At 74.3% G+C, this 21834-nt stretch carries 2 protein-coding genes; both read left to right on the forward strand.

Going from position 1 to position 21834, the window contains the following annotated elements:
- The first annotated feature begins 206 nt into the window (after positions 1-206).
- Complete coding sequence (locus tag A8713_RS00430; RefSeq protein WP_064530850.1) at positions 207-14447, forward strand: non-ribosomal peptide synthetase; 14241 nt, start codon at positions 207-209, stop codon at positions 14445-14447.
- A gap of 20 nt (positions 14448-14467) precedes the next feature.
- On the forward strand, positions 14468-21682 hold the full coding sequence (locus tag A8713_RS00435) for an amino acid adenylation domain-containing protein (protein ID WP_064537155.1): 7215 nt from the start codon (positions 14468-14470) through the stop codon (positions 21680-21682).
- The last annotated feature ends 152 nt before the right edge of the window (positions 21683-21834 follow it).

Consider the following 21834-nt stretch of genomic DNA (forward strand, 5'->3'; position numbering starts at 1 on the left):
CCAGAAGAGCCCCCGGCCGCCGTCATTGTCACCGGATCGGCGGACACCGGCACCGGCACCAACACCGACACCCACCCGGGCGGAAGAGCCTGCGGGCCCTCCCGTCCGTTCCGCCGCGCCGCGCGTCCCACCGCGGCGCCCCGACCCCTGCCCCTCCCCTGCGGACGATGCCCCATCGTGCCGCGCCCCACCCTGGAGCGAGACCCATGACCGAGCGTGCCCAGCGGCGACTCCCCCTCACGGGAGCCCAGACCGGCGTCTGGTACGGCCAGCGGCTGGCCCCCGACTCCCCGGTCTACAACGTCGGGCAGTACGTGGAGATCAACGGTCCGGTCGAGGTCGCCGCCTTCGAGGCGGCCGTGTGCCGCACGGTCCGGGAGTGCGAGGCGCTCACGGTGCGGTTCGAGGAGGACGGGGCGGGCGAGCCCTGGCAGTTCCCCGCCCCGCACGGCGCCGCGCTCGACGGCCCGGCGCTGCGGGTGGTGGACCACCGCGACGCCACGGACCCCGACGCGGCGGCGCTGGAGCTGATGCGCTCTGACATGGGCCGTCCCGTCGACCCGGCCACCGGACCGCTGTTCGCGTACGCGCTGCACCTGGTCGGCCCGAACCGGGCCCTGTGGTACCAGCGCGCCCACCACATCGCGCTCGACGCCTACGCCTTCTCCCTGGTCTCCCGGCGCGTCGCCCAGGTGTACACCGCCCTGGTCCGGGGCGAGGAGCCCGAGCCCACGCCCTTCCGGCCGCTGGCCGACGTGGTCGCCGAGGAACAGACCTACCGGAGTTCCGAACAGGCCGTCGCGGACCGGGAGTTCTGGTCTTCGCGGCTCGCCGACCGGCCCGAACCGGAACTGCTGGCCGGTGCCGCGCACCCGGCCTCGCAGACCTTCCTGCGCGACGGCGCCGTGCTGACTCCCGAGGCGACAGCCGGCCTGCACGCCATCGGCCGTGCCGCGCGGGCGAGTTGGGCGGACACGGTGACGGCGGCGTTCGCCGCGTTCCTGCACCGCTCCACCGGCTCCCGGGACGTGCTGCTGTCCCTGCCCGCCATGTCCCGGCTGGGCTCGGCGGCCCTGTGGGTGCCGGCGATGGTGGTGAACGTGCTGCCGCTGCGCGTGCCGGTCCGGCCCGGTACGGGCATCGGCGAGCTGACGGCCGGGACCGCCCGGCTGGTCCGCGAACTCCGCGCCCACCAGCGCTACCGGGCCGAGGACATCCGGCGCGACCTCGGACTCGTCGGCCGGGAGCAGGGGCTGCTCGGCCCGATGGTGAACATCAAGGCCTTCGACTACGCCCTGGACTTCGCGGGCGCGCCCGGCACCGCGCACAACATCGCCGCCGGACCCGTCCACGACCTCACCCTCGGCCTGTACCACGACGCGGCCGACGGACACATACGCTTCGAGCTGGACGCCAACCCGCTCGCTTACGGCGCGGAGGAACTCGCCGCGCGCAGCGCCGAGTTCAACCGCTTCCTGGCCGAACTCTCCGCCGGCGGGCCCGGCACCCCGGTGAGCGCGCCCGAGCTGGTGGACGGCTGGACCCGGCGCGCCCTGCGGGACGCGGCCGAGGCCACCGCCAGGGAGGTGGAACCGGGCACGGTCGTGGACGCGGTCGCCGCACAGGCCGCGGCGCACCCCGCGCGGACCGCCGTCGTCGCGGACGGACGGGAACTGACCTACGCGGAGCTGGACGAGCGCGCGAACCGGATCGCCCGGCTGCTGATCGCACGCGGTGCCGGGCCCGAGTCCTGCGTCGGGATCGCGCTGCCGCGCACCGCGGACCTGCTGGTGGCTCTGCTGGCGGTGCTGAAGACGGGCGGCGCCTATCTGCCGCTGGACCTGGACTACCCGGCCGACCGGCTGGACCACATGGTCCGCGACGCCCGTCCGGTCTGTGTGCTGACCACCCTGGCCGCCGCGCCCTCGGCACCGGACGTGCCGGGTACCGAGACCGTCGTCCTGGACGCTCCCGACACCCTGGCCGCCCTCGCGGCCCTGCCCGCGACCCCGGTCGCCGACAGCGAGCGGCTCGCCCCGCCGGACGGCGCGCACCCCGCGTACGTCATCCACACCTCCGGCTCCACCGGACGTCCCAAGGGCGTGGTGGTGCCGCACTCCGCGCTCGCCAACTTCCTGCGGATGCAGGCGCACCAACTGGCCCTCTGCCCCGGTGACACCCTGGTCGCGGTCACCACGGTCTCCTTCGACATCGCGGCGCTGGAACTGTGGGTGCCGCTGATCAGCGGCGCCACCGTGGTCCTCGCCGACCGTGACACCGTGCGCGACCCGGCCGCCCTCTCCGCCCTGGTGGACGCCCACCGGCCGGCGGTGATGCAGGCGACCCCGTCGCTGTGGCAGGCACTGCTCGCCGAGGGGGCCCCGGCGGCCCTGGTCGGCACGTCCGTGCTGGTCGGCGGCGAGGCGGTCCCCGCGGACCTGGCCGAGCGGCTGACCCGGACCGCCAGGAAGGTCACCAACGTCTACGGCCCGACCGAGGTCACCGTATGGGCCACCTCCGCCGCCCTCTCCCCCGGCCACACGGGCACGCCCGACATCGGCACCCCGTTCTGGAACACCCGCGCCCATGTCCTCGACGGCTCCCTGCGGCACACCCCGAACGGGCGGCCCGGGGAGCTGTACCTGGCCGGCGCGCAGCTCGCGCGCGGCTATCTGGGCCGCCACGGTCTGACCGCCGAGCGGTTCGTCGCCGACCCCTACGGGCCGCCCGGGACCCGCATGTACCGCACCGGCGACCTGGTGCGGCGCCGCGCGGACGGGCGGATCGAGTACGTCGGCCGGGCCGACGACCAGGTCAAGCTGCGCGGCTTCCGCATCGAACTCGGCGAGATCGAGAGCGTGCTGGGGGCGGCGGAGTCCGTGGGCCGTGCGGTGGCCGTGGTCCGTGAGGACGTGCCCGGGACACAGCATCTCGTCGGGTACGTCGTCCCGGCGGGCGAGGGCCGGGTGCCGGACCCGGTCGCCCTGCGGGAGCTGACGGCCGCCCGGCTGCCGGAGTACATGGTGCCCTCGGCCGTGGTGGTCCTGGACGCTTTCCCGCTGACCGCCAACGGCAAGGTCGACCGGCGCGCGCTGCCCGCCCCCGACCTGTCCGGGCTGACCACGGCCGGGGCGCGGGCGCCGCGCGGTGCCCGGGAGGAGATCCTGACCGGGATCCTCGCCGACGTGCTCGGCCTGCCCTCGGTGGGCCCGGACGACGACTTCTTCACCCTCGGCGGGCACTCGCTGCTCGCCGCCCGGGTGATCGCCCGGGTGCGCGGCGCGCTGGGCACCGAGTGCGGCATCCGTGACGTGTTCGAGGCGCGTACGGCCGCGGCGCTGGCCGAGCGGCTGGCCGGGCGGGACGGCTCCACGCTCCCGCCGCTGACGGCCGCCGCCCGCCCGGAGCGGCTGCCCCTGTCGCACGCCCAGCGGCGGCTGTGGTTCCTGCACCAGATGCAGGGCCCGAGCGCCGCCTACAACATCCCGTTCGCGGCCCGCTTCACCGAGCCCCTGGACCCGGGCCCCCTGGACGCGGCGCTGGGTGACGTCGTGGCCCGCCACGAGACACTGCGCACCGTGTTCGCGGAGGCGGGCGGGGAGCCGTACCAGCGGATCCTCTCCCCCGGAGAGGCGGGCGTGCGGCTGCGAGTCGTGGAGACGTCCGAGGCCCGCTTCGACGCTGAGCGCGAACGGGCCCTCGGGCACCTCTTCGACCTGGCGGCCGAACCGCCCGTCCGGGTCACGCTGCTCCGCGACCCGGCGACTGGGCAGCAGGTGCTGGTGGTGCTGCTGCACCACATCGCGAGCGACGAGTGGTCCATGGGCCCCTTCCTGCGCGACCTGGAGACGGCCTACGCGGCGCGGACCACGGGGGCCGCACCCGAGTTTTCCGAACTTCCCGTGCAGTACGCGGACTTCGCGCTCTGGCAGCGCGCCCTGCTCGACGGCGGCGACGACTCGCCGACCGCCCGGCAGGCGGACCACTGGCGTGCGGTGCTGACAGGTCTGCCCGAGGAGCTGGCGCTGCCCGCCGACCGGCCGCGTCCGGCCGGGCCCGGCCAGGCGGGCGGCATGGTGCACCGCGCGCTTCCCGCCGAACTCGCCTCCCGCATCCGCGGGTTGGCGCGGGAGAGCGGCACCAGTGTGTTCATGGTGGTGCACGCGGCGGTCGCCGCCCTGCTGCACCGGCTCGGCGCCGGTGACGACATCCCCCTCGGCACCCCGGTCGCCGGACGCACCGACACCGCGCTGGACGACCTCGTCGGCTTCTTCGTCAACACCCTGGTCCTGCGCACCGACCTGAGCGGCGACCCCGCCTTCGCCGACCTGCTCCAGCGGGTCCGGACCACCGACCTCACCGCACTGGACCACGCGGACCTGCCCTTCGACACGGTCGTCGAGGCCGTCAACCCGCATCGCGGCCTGGCCCGGCACCCCCTCTTCCAGACGATGGTGTCGCACAGCACGGTCACCCAGGACGTGCGCCGGCTGTTCGGCCGGGACACCCGCGTGGACCGGATCGACCCCGGCACCACCAAGTTCGACCTCGACTTCACGTTCTCCGACACGGCACACGCCGACGACATCGATCTGGAGGTGTTCTACGCCGCCGACCTCTTCGACCGGCCCACGGCCGAACGGCTGGCCGACCGCCTCCTGCGCCTGCTCGCGCAGGCGGTCGCCGATCCCGCGCTCCCCGTGTCCGGGTACGAACTGCTCGACACCACCGAGCGCGAACAGCTCGCGCAGTGGAACGCCACCGCCCGCCCGGTGCCGGTGGGGACCGTAGTGGAACTGCTCGCCCAGCGGTCGGCCCACACCCCCGAGGCGACGGCCCTGGTCTGCGGCACGGACCGGCTCAGCTTCGCCGGCCTGGACGACCGGGCGGAGCTGCTGGCGCGCACACTGTCCGCCGAGGGCGTCGGCCCGGACACCGTGGTGGCGCTCGCGCTGCCCCGCTCGGCCGACGCGGTGGTGGCCGCCTTCGCCGTACTGCGTGCGGGCGGCGCCTACCTTCCGCTGGACCTGGACCACCCGGCGCACCGGCTGGAGTTCATGCTCCGGGACGCGGCACCGGTGTGCGTGCTGACGTCCGCGGATGTCGCCGCTTCGGTGCCCGAACTGCCGGGCGTGACACGGCTGCTGCTGGACGATCCCGCGTTCACGGCCCGCCTCGGCACGGCCATGGACCTGCCCGCTCCCCGTGCTGCCGGCCCCGGACACCTCGCGTACGTCATCTACACCTCGGGCTCGACCGGCCGCCCCAAGGGCGTCGGACTGCACCACGCCGGGCTGACGAACCTGTACCGGGACCACGAGCGCGCCCTGTACCGGCCGGTCGCCGAGCGGCTGGGCCGGCGGGTGCGGGCGCTGCACACGGCGTCGTTCGCCTTCGACTCCTCCTGGGAGCAGTTGCTGTGGCTGGTCGCCGGGCACGAACTGCACATCCTGGACGAGTTCGGCCGCCGGGACGCGGACGCCGTGGTCGCGTATGTCCGCGAGCACGGCATCGACACCCTGGACGTCACCCCGTCCTACGCCCGTCAGCTGCTCGACGCCGGACTGCTGACCGGTACCTGGCGGCCGCCGCTGTTCCTGCTCGGCGGCGAGGCGGTGCCGCCCGCGCTGTGGTCGGAACTGGCGGCGGTTCCGGGGGTGGAGACGGTCAACTACTACGGTCCGACCGAGTTCACGGTGGACGCGCTCATGGCCCGGGTCACCGACAGCGCCACCCCGGTCGTCGGCCGCCCCCTGGACAACACCCGCGCCCGGGTGCTGGACGCGCGGCTGCGTCCGGTGCCGCCCGGGGTGCCGGGCGAGCTGTACCTGTCGGGTGCGCAGCACGCGCGCGGCTATCTGGGCCGCCATGCCCTGACCGCCGAGCGGTTCGTCGCCGACCCCTGCGGCCCGCCCGGCACCCGCATGTACCGCACCGGCGACCTCGCCAGATGGCGCCCGGACGGCCTGCTGGAATTCCTCGGACGCGCCGACGACCAGATCAAGCTGCGCGGCTTCCGTATCGAACTCGGCGAGATCGAGCAGGCGTTGACGGCCCGCCCCGGTGTCACCTCGGCCGCGGTCGTGGTCCGCGAGGACACCCCCGGGGCGCCCCGCCTGGTCGCCTACGTCACCGGCACGGCGGAGCCCGCCGCGCTCCGCCGCGATCTGGCGGCCGAACTGCCCGAGTACATGGTCCCGGCGGCCGTCGTACCGCTGGAGGTACTGCCGACGAACGTCAACGGCAAGCTGGACCGGGCCGCGCTCCCCGCCCCGGTGCTCGCAGCGGCCGAGCCCTCCCGGCCCCCGCGCGGACCGGTGGAGGAGCGGCTCGCCGCCGTGTTCACCGAGGTCCTGGGCGTGTCCGCCGTCGGCGCCGACGACGACTTCTTCGCCCTCGGCGGGCACTCGCTGCTCGCCGCCCGGGTCGCCGCCCTGGTCCGCGACGGGGGCACCGCCTGCTCGGTGCGGGACGTCTTCGAGACCCGTACGGTCGGATCGCTCGCCGCCCGGCTCGCCGAGCGGTCGGCCACCGCCCGTCCGGCGCCTTCCCGGGCCGCCGAGCGTCCCACACCGGTGCCGGTGTCGTACGCGCAGCGCCGGCTGTGGTTCCTGCACCAGGTGGAGGGACCGAGCGAGACCTACACCGTCCCGGTCGCGCTGCGGCTGCGCGGCGCGGTCGACGTACGGGCGCTGGAGGCGGCCTTCGCGGACGTGGTGGCCCGGCACGAGGTGCTGCGCACGGTGTTCACCGAGGTCGACGGGGAGCCGTACCAGCGGGTGCTGGCCCCCGAGGAGTGCCGGGTGCCGTTCGCGGTACGCCCGGTCGCCGCGGCGGATCTGGAGCAGGCGGTGGAGACCGCCGCCACCGGCACCTTCGACCTGACCGCCGGTCCGCCGCTGCGGGTGACGCTGCTCGATGTCGCGGACGACGACCATGTGCTGGTGGTGCTGCTGCACCACATCGCCACCGACGAGTGGTCCACCGGCCCCCTGCTGACCGACCTCGACACCGCCTACCGCGCCCGACGCACCGGAACCACCCCCGACTACCCCGAACTACCCCTCCAGTACGCCGACTTCGCACTCTGGCAGCGCGACCTCCTCGGCGACCCCCACGACCCCCGCTCACCGGCCGCCCGCCAGACCGCATACTGGCGCCAGACCCTCGCCGGGGCGCCGGAGGAGCTCGCGCTCCCCACCGACCGGCCGCGCCCCGCCGTCCCCTCCCACCGGGGCGACACCCTCACCGTGGAGCTGTCCGAGGAGGTGCTGACCGGGCTGGAACGGCTCGCGGCGGACTCCGGGGCGACCATGTTCATGGTGGCGCACGCGGCGGTCGCCGCCCTGCTGCACCGGCTCGGCGCCGGTGACGACATCCCCCTCGGCGCCCCGGTCGCCGGGCGTTCCGACACCGCGCTGGACGGCCTCGTCGGCTTCTTCGTCAACACTCTCGTGCTCCGTACCGACCTCTCCGGCGACCCGAGCTTCACGGACCTGCTGGCCCGGGTGCGGGCCACCGACCTGGCCGCCCTGGACCACGCCGATCTGCCCTTCGACCGCATGGTGGAGGCCCTCGACCCGCACCGCACGCTCGCCCGCCACCCCCTCTTCCAGACGATGGTGGCCTACGAGGGCGGCGGCCCGGACCACAGCCGGCTGCTGGGCGCGGACACGGTGGAGTGCCCGGTCCGCGCCGGTGCGGCCAAGTTCGACCTGGAGATCCTCTTCCGGCGGCTGCCGGGCGCCGACGGCCCGGTGCTGACCTGCGGAGTCCGTTACGCCCTCGACCTGTTCGAGCGCTCCGGCGCCGAGCGGCTGCTGTCCCGGCTGGTACGGCTGCTGGAGCGGGTGGTGGCCGCACCGGACGCCCCCCTGGCGCGGCTGGAGCTGCTGGACGCGGGCGAGCGGGAACAGGTGCTACGCGTCTGGAACGACACCGCTCGTACCCTGGACGGACCTGCCACCCTCGCCGGTCTGGTGGCGGGCGGCGCCCGCGAGCCCGAGGCCGTCGCGCTCGTACACGAAGGTACGCCGGTCAGCCGGGGAGTCTTCGAGGAGCGGGTCAACCGGCTGGCCCGGCTGCTCATCGGCCGGGGAGTAGGCCCCGAGTCCGTCGTCGCCGTCGCCCTCCCCCGCTCCGTGCACCTCCTCGTCGCCCTGCACGCCGTCGTACGCGCGGGAGGCGCCTACCTGCCGCTCGACCCCGCCCTGCCCGCCGACCGGCTCACCTACATGACCGACACCGCCGCACCGGTGTGCGTGGTCACGGACGGGGCCTCGCTCCTCTCCCTGCCCGAACGCCTCCGAGTGGATGCCGTGCTGCTCGACGCGCCGTCCGTGGAACAGGAGTTGGCGGGGCTCGCGGCGGACTCGGTCACGGACGCCGACCGGCTCGCACCTCTGCTGCCGTCCCACCCGGCGTACGTGCTTTTCACCTCCGGTTCCACCGGACGCCCCAAGGGCGTACTGATCGAGCACGCGGCCATCGTCAACCGCCTCCAGTGGATGCAGGACACCTACCAGCTCACCACGACGGACCGGGTACTGCTCAAGACACCCACCACCTTCGACGTCTCCGTGTGGGAACTCTTCTGGCCGCTCGCCTTCGGCAGCACCCTCGTGATCGCACGACCCGAGGGGCACAAGGACCCGCACTACCTGGCCGCGCTCATCCGCGAACAAGGCGTCACCGTCTGCCACTTCGTCCCGTCGATGCTCGCCGCGTTCCTGGCCGACTCCGACCTCAGCACAAGCCGGAGCCTGCGGCTGGTCGTGTGCAGCGGGGAGGCCCTGCCGACCGACCTGGTGGCCCGCTTCCACGCCTCGGCGGGCGAGCTGCGGATCGCGCTGGAGAACCTGTACGGCCCCACCGAGGCGGCCGTGGACGTCACCCGCGCCCCGGCCCGCACCACCGGCAACAGCCACTCCATACCCATCGGAACACCCGTCTGGAACACCCGTGTCTACGTCCTCGACACCCACCTCCAGCCCGTCCCCATAGGCGTCCCCGGCGAGCTCTACCTCGCAGGCACCCAACTCGCCCGCGGCTACCTCACCCAACCGGCCCTCACCGCCGAACGATTCACCGCCGACCCCCACGGCACCCCCGGCACCCGCATGTACCGCACCGGCGACCTCGCCCGCTGGAACCCCGACGGCACCCTCACCTACCTCGGCCGCACCGACCACCAGATCAAACTCCGCGGCCAACGCATCGAACCCGGCGAAATCGAAACCGCATTGACCGAAGCACCCGGCATCGCACAAGCCGTCGCACACGTCCACGAGGGTCAGCAGGTGGTGGCGTACGTCGTGCCGGTGCCGGGCAGTGCCCATGCCCCGGACCACGGTGCGCTGCGAGCCCACGCCGCCTCGCGGCTGCCGGAGTACATGGTGCCCGGTGCCTTCGTGACGCTGGACACCCTGCCGCTGACGGCCAACGGCAAGCTCGACCGCCGCGCCCTGCCCGCACCGCCGCAGGCGGAGACCGGCGTGTTCCGGGCGCCGCGCACCGCACGCGAGGAGGTGATCGCCGGCGTCTTCGCCGCCTTGCTGGAGAGGACGTCGGTCGGGGTGGAGGACGACTTCTTCGCGCTCGGCGGGCACTCGCTGCTGGCCGCGCGCGCGGTGAGCCGACTGCGCGCCGCGCTGGGGGTGGAGTGTGCCGTACGCGACCTGTTCGAGGCGCGTACGGTGGCCGGGCTGGCGGCGCGGCTGACCGAGCGCACGGCGTCGGGCCGGCCCGCGCTGACGCGGGCGGCCGAGCGGCCGGCGCTGCTGCCGCTGTCGTACGCCCAGCGTCGGCTGTGGCTGATCGACAGCGTGCAGGGCCCCGGGACGACGTACAACGTGCCGCTCGCGGTCCGGCTGCGGGGCCCGGTCGACACGGAGGCGCTGGAGGCGGCCTTCGCGGACGTGGTCGCCCGGCACGAGGTGCTGCGCACGGTGTTCACCGAGGTCGACGGGGAGCCGTACCAGCGGGTGCTGGCCCCCGAGGAGTGCCGGGTGCCGTTCGCGGTGCGCGCGGTCGCCGTGGACCGGTTGGCCGAGGAGGCCGTCGCGGCGGGCGGGCACGTCTTCGACCTGGCGCGGGAGATCCCGCTGCGGGCCGCGTTGCTGAGCGCGGCGGACGACGATCATGTGCTGGTCGTGCTGCTGCACCACATCGCCACCGACGAGTGGTCGACCGGCCCCCTGCTGACCGACCTCGGCACCGCCTACCGCGCCCGACGCACCGGAACCACCCCCGACTACCCCGAACTACCCATCCAGTACGCCGACTTCGCACTCTGGCAGCGCGACCTCCTCGGCGACCCCCACGACCCCCGCTCACCGGCCGCCCGCCAGACCGCATACTGGCGCCACACCCTCGCCGGTCTGCCCGAGGAAGTACCGCTTCCCACCGACCGGCCGCGCCCCGCCCCCCCCTCGCACGAAGGTGACGTGGTGTTGTTCGAGGTGTCCCCGCGTACGGGTGCGGAGCTGGCCCGGATCGCGCGGGAGAGCGGCGCGACCGTGTTCATGGTGGTCCACGCGGCGGTCGCCGCCCTGCTGCACCGGCTCGGCGCCGGTGACGACATACCCCTCGGTACTCCGGTGTCCGGGCGGGAGGACGAGCAGGTGGACACCCTGGTCGGGTTCTTCCTCAACACGCTGGTGCTGCGGGCCGACCTGTCCGGCGATCCCGCCTTCGCCGAGCTGGTCGAGCGGGTGCGGGACGCGGATCTCGCCGCGTTCTCGCACGCGGACCTTCCGCTGGAGGCCGTGGCCGACGCTGTCGGGCGGTCCGCCGGGGCGCGTCACCCGCTGTTCCGGACGATGGTGACCTATCACTCGACGACCACCGAAGTGGCGGAGCTGTTCGGGGTGCCGGCGGACGAACTGCCGGTGGAGATCGGCGGGTCCAAGTTCGACCTGGAGTTCGCCTTCGGCGGCTCCCCGGTGGACGGCCGGATCAGCGGTGGGGTGCGGTACGCGACGGACCTGTTCGAGGCCGCGAGCGTCGAGCGGCTGGCCGGGCGACTGGTCCGGCTGCTGGACGCGGTGGCGGGCGACCCGGGGCAGACGCTCTCCGCCCTCCCGGTCATGGACTCGGGCGAGCGGGAACAGGTGCTGCGAGGCTGGAACGACACCGCTCGCGCCCCGGACGGTCCCGCCACCCTCGCCGATCTCGTGGCGGGCGGCGCCCGCGATGCCGAGGCCACCGCGCTGCTCTTCGACGGCGCCTTCCTGACCCGCGGCGGCTTCGAGGAGCGGGTCAACCGGCTGGCCCGGCTGCTCATCGGCCGGGGAGTCGGCCCCGAGTCCGTCGTCGCCGTCGCCCTCCCCCGCTCCATGGAACTCCTCGTCGCCCTGCACGCCGTCGTACGCGCGGGAGGCGCCTACCTGCCACTCGACCCCGCCCTGCCCGCCGACCGGCTCAGCTACATGACCGACACCGCCGCACCGGTGTGCGTCATCACGGACCGGGCCTCACTCGGCACACTGCCCGAACGCCTCCGGCCCGGTGCTGTACTGCTCGACTCGCCCGCTGTGAACGAAGAGTTGGCGGGCTTCGGGTCCGATGCCGTCACCGACGCCGACCGGCTCGCACCTCTGCTGCCGTCCCACCCGGCCTACATACTGTTCACCTCCGGATCCACCGGACGCCCCAAGGGCGTACTGATCGAGCACGCGGCCATCGTCAACCGCCTCCAGTGGATGCAGGACACCTACCAACTCACCACGACGGACCGGGTACTGCTCAAGACACCCACCACCTTCGACGTCTCCGTGTGGGAGCTGTTCTGGCCGCTGGCGCAGGGCGTGCCGCTGGTCGTCGCTCGGCCCGAAGAGCACACCGACCCCCACTACCTGGCCGCGCTCATCCGCGAACAGGCCGTCACCGTCTGCCACTTCGTGCCCTCGATGCTCGCCGCCTTCCTGACGGAGACCGAGCTGTCCGACTGCCCGAGCCTGCGACTCGTGGTGTGCAGCGGAGAGACCCTCTCGGCGGACCTGGCCGCCAGGTTCCATGCCTCGGCCGCACCGCGCCCGGTCGCGCTGGAGAACCTGTACGGCCCCACCGAGGCGGCCGTGGACGTCACCCGCGCCCCGGCCCACACCACCGACAACAGCCACTCCATACCCATCGGAACACCCGTCTGGAACACCCGCGTCTACGTCCTCGACACCCACCTCCAGCCCGTCCCCATAGGCGTCCCCGGCGAGCTCTACCTCGCAGGCACCCAACTCGCCCGCGGCTACCTCACCCAACCGGCCCTCACCGCCGAACGATTCACCGCCGACCCCCACGGCACCCCCGGCACCCGCATGTACCGCACCGGCGACCTCGCCCGCTGGAACCCCGACGGCACCCTCACCTACCTCGGCCGCACCGACCACCAGATCAAACTCCGCGGCCAACGCATCGAACTCGAAGAAATCGAAACCGCATTGACCGAAGCACCCGGCATCGCACAAGCCGTCGCACACGTCCGCGAGGACCGGCCGGGGGTGCAGCAGCTCGTCGCCTATGTGGTGCCCGCGCCCGGTGCGGCCGTCGTACCGGACGAGCTGCGTGCCCATGCGGCGGAGCGGCTGCCCGCGTACATGGTCCCGGCGCTCTTCGTGACGCTGGACGCCCTGCCGCTGAGCAGGAACGGCAAGCTCGACCGCCGTGCTCTGCCCGTGCCCTCGGGTGCGGCCCGGTCCGTCCCCTCGGGGACGGGGGTGGGGGCGACGCAGGTGCTCGCCCGGCTGATGGCCGAGGTGCTCGGGCTGCCGGCCGTCGACGTCGAGGACAACTTCTTCGAGCTGGGCGGCGACAGCATCGTCTCGATCCGGCTGGTGAGCCTCGCCCGGAAGGCCGGGCTCACCATGACGGCGCGCCAGGTGTTCCAGCATCCGACGCCGGCCGCGCTCGCCGCGGTCGTGGCGCCCGAGGAGACCGGTGCGGCTCCGCGCCCGGCGGACGTGGGCACGGGGCCCCTGGTCCTGCCACCGGCCGCGCACTGGCTGGCGGCCCGGGGCGGCCCGTACGAGCGCTTCTGCCAGGCCCGTCTGGTGCGGCTGCCCGCCGGAGTGCGCGCGGCCGATCTGGTCACGGCGCTCCAGGCGGTGCTGGACCGGCACGACGGGCTGCGGCTGGCGCTGTCGGTGGCACGGCCGGGGCTGTGGAGCGCCGAGGTGCGGCCGGTGGGCGCGCTGGAGGCCGCTTCGGCGCTGCGCACGGTGGATGCCGCTGGTCTCGGTGACGGGGCGCTGCGTGAGCTGGTGGCGCGGGAGTCGGACCGGGCGGCCGGGGAGCTGGATCCGGTGGCCGGACGGACGGTGCGGGCGGTGTTCCTCGATGCCGGTCCGGACGCGCCGGGCAGGCTGCTGCTGGTGGCGCACCATCTGGTGGTCGACGAGGTGTCGTGGCAGATCCTGCTGCCCGATCTGCGGGCGGCCTGGGAGGCCGCGGCGGCGGGCCGGGCGCCCGCGCCGGAGCCGGTGCCGACGTCGTTGCGGACCTGGACGTCCGGGCTGCTCGCCGAGGCGCACAGTGCGCGGCGGCTGGCGGAGCTGGACCGCTGGCTGGCGGAGGCGCCGCGCGGGCGGCTGCTCACCGACCGGGCGCTGGATCCGGGGCGGGACACCGTGTCGACGGCGCGCAGGCTCGATGTGCGGCTGTCGGCCGAGCGGACGGCGCCGCTGCTGGAGCGGGTCCCCTCGGCGGTGCACGGCACGGTGAACGACATCCTGCTGACCGCGTTCGCGGTGTCCGTGGGCGCCTGGGCGGCCCGTGCGGGCCGGTCCGCGGAGGCGGCCGGGTTCGCCGTGGACCTGGAGGGGCACGGCCGGGAGCAGGATCTCGTGCCGGGCGCGGACCTGACCCGTACGGTCGGCTGGCTGACCTCGGTGTATCCGCTGCGGCTGGGGGCGCGCGCCTATGACCCGGCAGCTGTGCTGGCGGGGTCCGAGGACGCGGGCGCGGCCCTGAAGGAGGTCAAGGAGCAGGTGCGCGGTGTGCCGGACGGCGGGGTGGGCGCGGGTCTGCTGCGCCGGCTGAACGCCGGCACGGCCGGGCTGTTCGGTCCCGGCGCGGCCGAGGTCCTGTGGAACTACCTGGGCCGGCAGACGGCCCGCGCCACCGCCGACTGGGGTCCGGCCCCCGAGGCGGACGCCCTGGCCGTGGCCCCCGATCCGGCCCTGCCGCTCTCCCACGCGCTGGAGGTCGTCGCGGAGGTGACGGGCGGACCGGAGGGGCCGCAGCTCGCGGCGTCGTTCGTGTGGGCGGGCGAGGCCCTGTCCCAGGGCACCGTCAGCGCGCTGGCGGACGGCTGGCTGGACGCGCTGGACACCTTTGCCGCCTGGGCGGACGGCGGGACGACCGCCGGGCACACGCCCTCGGACCTCGACCTGCTCGAACTCGACCAGGACCAGATCACCATGCTCGAAGAAATGTGGAGGGCCCAGCAGTGAAGCAGGCTCGGATCGAGGACATGCTGCCGCTGTCCCCCTTGCAGCAGGGCATGTTGTTCCATTCCGTCTACGACGCCGGACGCGGCGCCGCCGACGTGTACACCGTGCAGGTCACGGTGGCGCTGGCGGGGCCGGTCGACGCGGCCCGGCTGGAGCGGGCGGCGGTCGCGCTGCTGCGTCGGCACCCGAATCTGCGGGCCGGGTTCTGGCACGAAGGGGTGCCGCAGCCGGTGCAGTTCGTGCCGGCGGAGGTGCGCATCGGTGTCGATCGCGCCGATCTGTCCGCCGCCGGGGAGGCCGGGCGGGCGCTGGCCGAGCTGGAACGCGCCGAGCTGGGGCGGCGGTTCGAGCTGCACCGGCCGCCGCTGGTGCGGCTGGTGCTGGCCCGGGTCGCCGACGACGACCACCGGCTGGTGATCACCGTGCACCACATCCTGGTGGACGGATGGTCGATGCCGCTGCTGGTGGGCGATCTGCTGGCGCTGTACGGCAGCGACGGCGACGTGTCCGCGCTGCCCGCGGCGCGTCCGTACCGGGACTATCTGAAGTGGCTGAAGAAGCAGGACGTGGCGGCGGCCGAGGCCGCCTGGCGGCGGGCGCTGGCGACGCTGGAGGAGCCGACGCTGGTCGCGCCGGCCGACCCGGCGCGTCCGGCGGTGCGGCCGGGGGTGCACGCGCTGGAGCTGTCGGCCGGGGCCACGGCGCGGCTGACGGCGGCCGCGCGGCGGCTCGGGACGACGCCGAGCACGCTGATCCAGTGTGCGTGGGGCCTGGTCATAGGTCAGGTGACGGGCCGTCAGGACGTGGTGGTCGGTCTGACGGTGTCGGGCCGCCCGGACGAGATACCGGGGGTCGAGTCGATGCTCGGTCTGTTCATCACCACCGTGCCGGTCCGGCTGGTGACGCGCCCCGAGGAGAGCGTGGCGGGGCTGCTGCGGCGGTTCCGGGACGAGCAGAACGCGCTGCTCGCCCACCACCACCTGGGGCTCGGCCCGATCCAGAAGCAGGCGGGCGGCCGGGAGCTGTTCGACACGCTCGTGGTGATCGAGAACTATCCCGTGGACCCGGGGGCGACGCGCACGGTCGGCGGCGGGCTCCGGGTGACCGGGGTGGAGGCGCGTGACGCCACGCACTATCCGCTGACCCTCGCCGTGGCGCTGGAGGAGCGCGCTCTGCTGCGTCTGGAGTACCGCCCCGACCTGTTCGACGCCCGGCACGCGGAACTGCTCGCCGGGCGTCTGGCCCTGGCGCTGGAGCGACTGTCCGGGCCTCCCGAAGTCGCTGTCGGCACCCTGGAGCTGCTGCCGGAGGCGGAGTCCCGGCGGGTGCGCGAGAGCTGGCGGGGCGCGGTGCGGGAGGTACCGGGCGGTACGGTCGCCGACCGGTTCGCGGAGCAGGTGGCGCGGACGCCGGACGCCGTCGCGGTGGTCGCGGGCGAGGTGACGCTGACCTTCGCCGAGCTGGAGCGGCGGGCCGCGCGGCTGGCCTCACTGCTCGTCGCGCGCGGGGTGGGCCCGGAGTCGGTGGTGGCGCTCGCGGTGCCGCGGTCGGCGGAGTCGGTGGTGGCGATCCTCGCGGTGCTGCGGGCCGGTGGTGCCTATCTGCCGCTCGACCTGGACCATCCGGAGGACCGGCTGGCGTACATGCTCGACGACGCCGCTCCGGTGTGCGTGCTGACCACCTCCGACGCGGTCGGTCTGCTGCCGCGGACGGGCGGGCCGGAGCGGATCCTGCTGGACGCGCCCCTGACCGGGGTCGAGGCGGCCGGGACGGTGCCCGTGCCGCCGGACGTGGTGGCGGAGCATCCGGCGTACGTGATCTACACCTCGGGTTCGACGGGCCGCCCCAAGGGCGTGGTGCTCACCCACGGCGGCTTGTCCAACCTGTACGCGAACCACATCGGCGAGGTCTTCGCTCCGGTGGTCGCGGCGGCGGGCGGGCGCACCCTGCGGGCCCTGCACACGGCGTCGTTCAGCTTCGACACCTCCTGGGAGCAGCTGTTCTGGCTGATCGCCGGGCACGAGCTGCATGTGCTGGACGAAGTGGGCCGCCGCGACGCGGAGTTCGTCGTGGGATACGTCCGCGGGCGGCGCATCGACGCGATGGACGTGACCCCCACCTACGCCCGCCAGCTGCTCGACTGGGGCCTGCTGGACGCCGCGCACCACCGGCCCGCGCTGCTGCTGCTCGGTGGCGAGGCGGTGCCGCCGGAGCTGTGGTCCGAGGTGCGGGACGCCGGTGGCGTCATGTCGGTGAACCTGTACGGGCCGACCGAGTACACGGTGGACGCGCTCGCCGCCGACCTCTCGGTGCGCGGCACGCCGGTCGTGGGGCGGCCCATCGGCAACACCGGCGCCTATGTGCTGGACGGCGCGCTGCGCCCGGTTCCGGCGGGGACGACGGGCGAGCTGTACCTCGCCGGTCACGGCACGGCGCGCGGCTATCTGGGCCGGTTCGCGCTGACCGCCGAGCGGTTCGTCGCCGACCCCTACGGCCCGCCCGGCACCCGGATGTACCGCACCGGTGACCTCGTACGGCTGGGCACTGACGGGCAGTTGGAGTATCTGGGGCGGGCCGACGACCAGGTGAAGATCCGGGGTTACCGGATCGAGCCGGGCGAGGTGGAGTCCGCGCTCGTCGCGCTGGCGGGCGTGGCGTCCGCCGCGGTCGTGGTGCGCGAGGACACTCCCGGGGTCAAGCGGCTGGCCGGCTATGTGACCGGCGTCGCCGATCCGGTCGCGGTCCGCGCGGAGCTGGCGGCGGTGCTGCCCGATCACATGGTGCCGGCGGCGGTCGTGGTGGTGGACGCGTTGCCGACGACGGTCAACGGCAAGCTGGACCGGGCCGCGCTGCCCGCTCCGGTGCTGACGGGGGCGGCGGTGTCCCGGGCGCCTCGCGACGCCCGTGAGGAGACGCTGTGCCGGGTCTTCGCGGAAGTGCTGGGTCTGGCCTCGGCGGGTGTGGACGACGACTTCTTCGCCCTGGGCGGTGACAGCATCGTCTCCATCCAGCTGGTGACGCGCGCTCGCAAGGAGGGCCTGGTGCTCTCCCCGCGTGATGTGTTCGAGCAGCGCACCCCGGCGGGTCTGGCCACCGCCGCCCGCGCTGTGGACGCCGGCGCCGCACCGGTCGTGTCCCGGGAGCCGCTGGTGGTCCCGGACGCGGCCGGGCGGGCGGCGCTCGCCGGTGCGTTCGGTGAGATCGCCGAGGTGCTGCCGCTGGCGCCGCTCCAGGAGGGCCTGTACTTCCACGCGGTGTACGACGACCGGGCGCTGGACGTCTATCTGATGCAGAACTTCGTGGAGCTGCGGCACGCCGTCGACACGGCCGCGCTGCGGGCCGCGTTCGACGCGATGCTGCGCCGGCACCCCAATCTCCGCTCGGGCTTCTGGCACGAGGGTCTGCCCCAGCCGGTGCAGGCCGTCCCGGCCGCCTGGGAACTGCCGTGGTGCGTCGAGGACTTGACCGGTCTCGACGAGGAGGCGCAGCGGTCCGCGCAGCGTGAGTTCTCCCTCGCCGACGCGGCGACCCGCTTCGACCTGTCCGCGCCGCCGCTGATGCGCGTGACACTGCTCAAGTTCGCCGAGGACCGCTGGATGCTGTGTGTGACGCAGCATCACATCCTGACCGACGGCTGGTCGGAGTCGCTGTTCTTCGAGGAGCTGTTCGCGCTGTACGGGCGCGGCGGCGACCTGGATTCACTGCCCCCGGTGACGCCGTACCGGGACTATCTGCGGTGGCTCGCGGACACCGACTCCTCGGCGGCGCTGGACGCCTGGCGGGCGCATCTGTCGGGGCTGGACCAGGCGACCCTGGTCGCACCGGCCGACCCGGCGCGGCAGCCGGTCACCGCCGAGGTGGTGGACATCGCGCTCGGCGCAGAACTCAGCGACGGGCTGCGGCAGTTCGCCCGTGGCTGCGGGGTGACGCTGAACACCGTGCTGTCGGCCGCCTGGGCGCTGTCGCTGGCGGCGCTGACCGGCCGGGACGACGTGGTGTTCGGTGCCACGGTCTCGGGCCGCCCGGCGGACGTGCCCGGCGTCGACCATATGATCGGCATGTTCATGAACACGCTGCCGTTCCGGGTGACGCTGCGCCCGGACGAGCCGCTGCGGGACCTGCTGGTACGGGTGCAGCGCGAGCACGCCGAGCTGCTGCCGCACCACTACCTGGGTCTCGGCCGTATCCAGCGGGCCACCGGGCTCGGGACCCTGTTCGACACGCTGTACGTCTTCCGGAACACGCCGCTGGACGACGCCGCCCGCGAGGAGGCCGTCGCCCGGTACGGCATCGGCTGGACGCACAGTGTGGACGGCACCCACTACCCGCTGACGCTGGCGGTGACGCCCGGCCCCTCGCTGGAGCTGAGCCTCGCCTACCGGCCCGACCTGTACGACGCGGCGACCGCCGGGGAGCTGGCGGCCCGGCTGCGCCGACTGGTCGGGCAGTTCGCGGCGGGCGGTGCCACCGCGGTGGGCCGGCTGCACGCGCTGGCGGACGAGGAGCGGGCGGCGCTGCTGGAACTGGGCGACGACACGGGGCACTCGGTGCCGGACGTGTCGCTGATCGACCTGTTCGCGGGGCAGGCCGCGGCCACTCCGGACGCGACGGCGCTGGTCTTCGAGGACGAGCGGCTGAGCTACGCCGAGCTGGACGAGCGGTCCTGCCGTCTGGCGCGGGTCCTGATCGAGCGGGGCGCCGGTCCCGAGCGCACGGTGGCGCTGGGCCTGCCGCGCTCGGCGGACTTCGTCGTCGCCCTGTTCGCGGTGCTGAGGACGGGCGCCGCGTATCTGCCGCTGGACCTGGACCATCCGGTGGACCGGCTGGCGGCGATGGTCGAGGACGCCGCGCCGCTGTGCCTGGTGACCTCGACGGCGGTCGCCGGCCGGGTGCCGAGCGTGCCGGGTGTGCCGCCGCTGGTGCTGGACGCGCCGCCGACCGCGGCGGACCTCGCGGGCCGCTCGGGCGCGCCGGTCACCGAGGACGAGCTGATCGCGCCCCGGGACGGCCGGCACCCGGCCTACCTGATCTACACGTCCGGTTCGACGGGCCGCCCCAAGGGGGTCGTGGTGCCCTACGCCGGACTGGTCAACATGCTGTTCAACCACCGCGAGCGCGTCTTCGGCCCCGCCGTGGAGCTGGCGGGCGGGCGCCGGATGCGGGTGGCGCACACGGTGTCGTTCGCCTTCGACATGTCGTGGGAGGAGTTCTTCTGGCTGGTGGACGGGCACGAGGTGCATGTCATCGGCGAGGAGCTGCGCCTGGACCCGGCGGCGCTGACCGCGCACTACGACCGGGTCGGCATCGACGTCGTCAACGTCACCCCGTCCTACGGGCAGCAACTGGTCGACGCCGGTCTGCTGGACGCGGACCGGCACCGGCCGACGCTGGTGCTGCTCGGCGGCGAGGCGGTGCCCGACTCGCTGTGGACGCTGCTGCGGGACACCGAGGGCACCATGGGCTACAACCTCTACGGCCCCACCGAGTACACCATCAACGCGCTCGGCGCGGAAGCGGACGCGAGCGCGTCCTCCTGCGTCGGCCGGCCCATCCACAACACCCGCGCCTATGTGCTCGACAGCGCGCTGCGGCCGGTGCCGCGCGGGGTGCCGGGCGAGCTGTACCTGGCGGGGGCGGGGCTGGCGCGCGGCTACTTCCGGCGCCCGGCGCTGACGGCGGAGCGGTTCGTGGCCGACCCGTTCGGCGGGCCCGGCACGCTGATGTACCGCACCGGCGACCTGGTGCGCTGGCGGGCGGACGGGCAGCTCGACTACCTGGGCCGTACCGACCACCAGGTGAAGATCCGCGGTTTCCGGATCGAGCTGGGCGAGATCGAGTCGGCGCTCACCGGCGATCCGGCGGTGGCCGCCGCCGCGGTCGCCGTGCACACGGGTCCCGGCGGGGTGAAGCGGCTGGTGGCGTACACCGTCGCCGCCTCCGGCGGGGCGCACGCCCCGGACGCCCCGGACGAGCCGGGGACGGGCGCGCTGCGGGCCAGACTGTCGGCGCTGCTGCCGGAGTTCATGGTGCCGTCCGTGTTCGTCCCGCTGGACGCGCTGCCGCTGACGGTCAACGGCAAGGTGGACCGCGCCGCGCTGCCCGCGCCCGCCTTCGGGGACACGGGCGGGGGCCGCCCGCCGAAGGACGCCCGCGAGGAGCTGCTGTGCGGGCTGTTCGCCGAGGTGCTGGGGCTCGAACGGGTCGGCGTGGAGGACAACTTCTTCGACCTGGGCGGCCATTCGCTGCTGGCGATGCGGCTCGTGGGCCGGATCCGGGCCGAGCTGGGCGTGCCGGTGCAGGTCGGCACGGTGATGTCGGCGCCGACGGTGGCCGGGGTGGCCGCGCGGATCGGCACCGACGCCCGCCGTGACGCCCTGCGGGTCCTGCTGCCGCTGCGCGAACGGGGTTCCAGAGCGCCGCTGTTCTGTTTCCACCCGGCCTCCGGGTTCAGCTGGCAGTACACCGGTCTGCTGCGGAACCTGGACCCGGAACGGCCGGTGTACGGCGTGCAGTCACCGGGCCTGTCGGGCGAACTGCCCGCCGTCGCCGACGTGGCCGGGCTGTGCGAGCTGTACCTGGCGGAGATCCGCGCCGTCCAGCCCGAGGGGCCGTACCACTTCGCCGGATACTCCTTCGGCGGCACGGTGGCGCACACGCTGGCGGCGATGCTCCAGGAGCGGGGCGAGGACGTGGCGTTCCTCGCGCTGCTGGACGCCTACCCGCCCGAGCGGGAGGACTGGTCCCATCTCGACTCCCCCGACTGGCGGGAGCGGCTGGAGCGGGAGGAGAGCGGCTTCCTGCTGGCGGTGGCCGGCCTCGACGGCGACAGCGGCCGTGCGGTGAGCCGCGCCGAGGCGGTCGCCGCGATCCGGGACAGCCAGGGCCTGCTCGCCGGGTTCGACGAGGAGCTGCTGCACGCCGTCGTCGACACCAATGTGCACTGTGTGCGCCTGCTCTCGCGCAGCCGTACGCGCCACTTCCGCGGTCCGGTGCTGTTCTTCACCGCCGCGCGCTCCACCCCCGCTGAGGACGCACCGGGCCTGGTGTGGCCCGCCCACATCGACGGCCCGCTGACCGAGCACGTACTGGACTGCGGTCACGACGAGGTGATGTCGGCGCGTGCGCTGGACGAGATCGGTCCCCTGCTGGACGCGGCCCTGCGGGCCGTCCCGGACGGGGGCCCGCAGCGGCCGCCGACGGCGATTGACCCGGCGTCCGCCAGCCAACTAAGGTAAGCCTTACTTGCGTTGCCGGGCAGGTCGTCGCCGGGCCCCAGGCCCCGCTTCCGACACCTCCTTCCCCACGGCACATGTCCCGCCGCCCCGCCGGACGGCCCCGCCCGATCCCCTCGGGCGCCGTCGTCCGGCCCGTGCGGCCCGCACGACAC

It is taken from the genome of Streptomyces sp. SAT1, from assembly GCF_001654495.1.
Taxonomy (GTDB): Bacteria; Actinomycetota; Actinomycetes; order Streptomycetales; family Streptomycetaceae; genus Streptomyces; species Streptomyces andamanensis.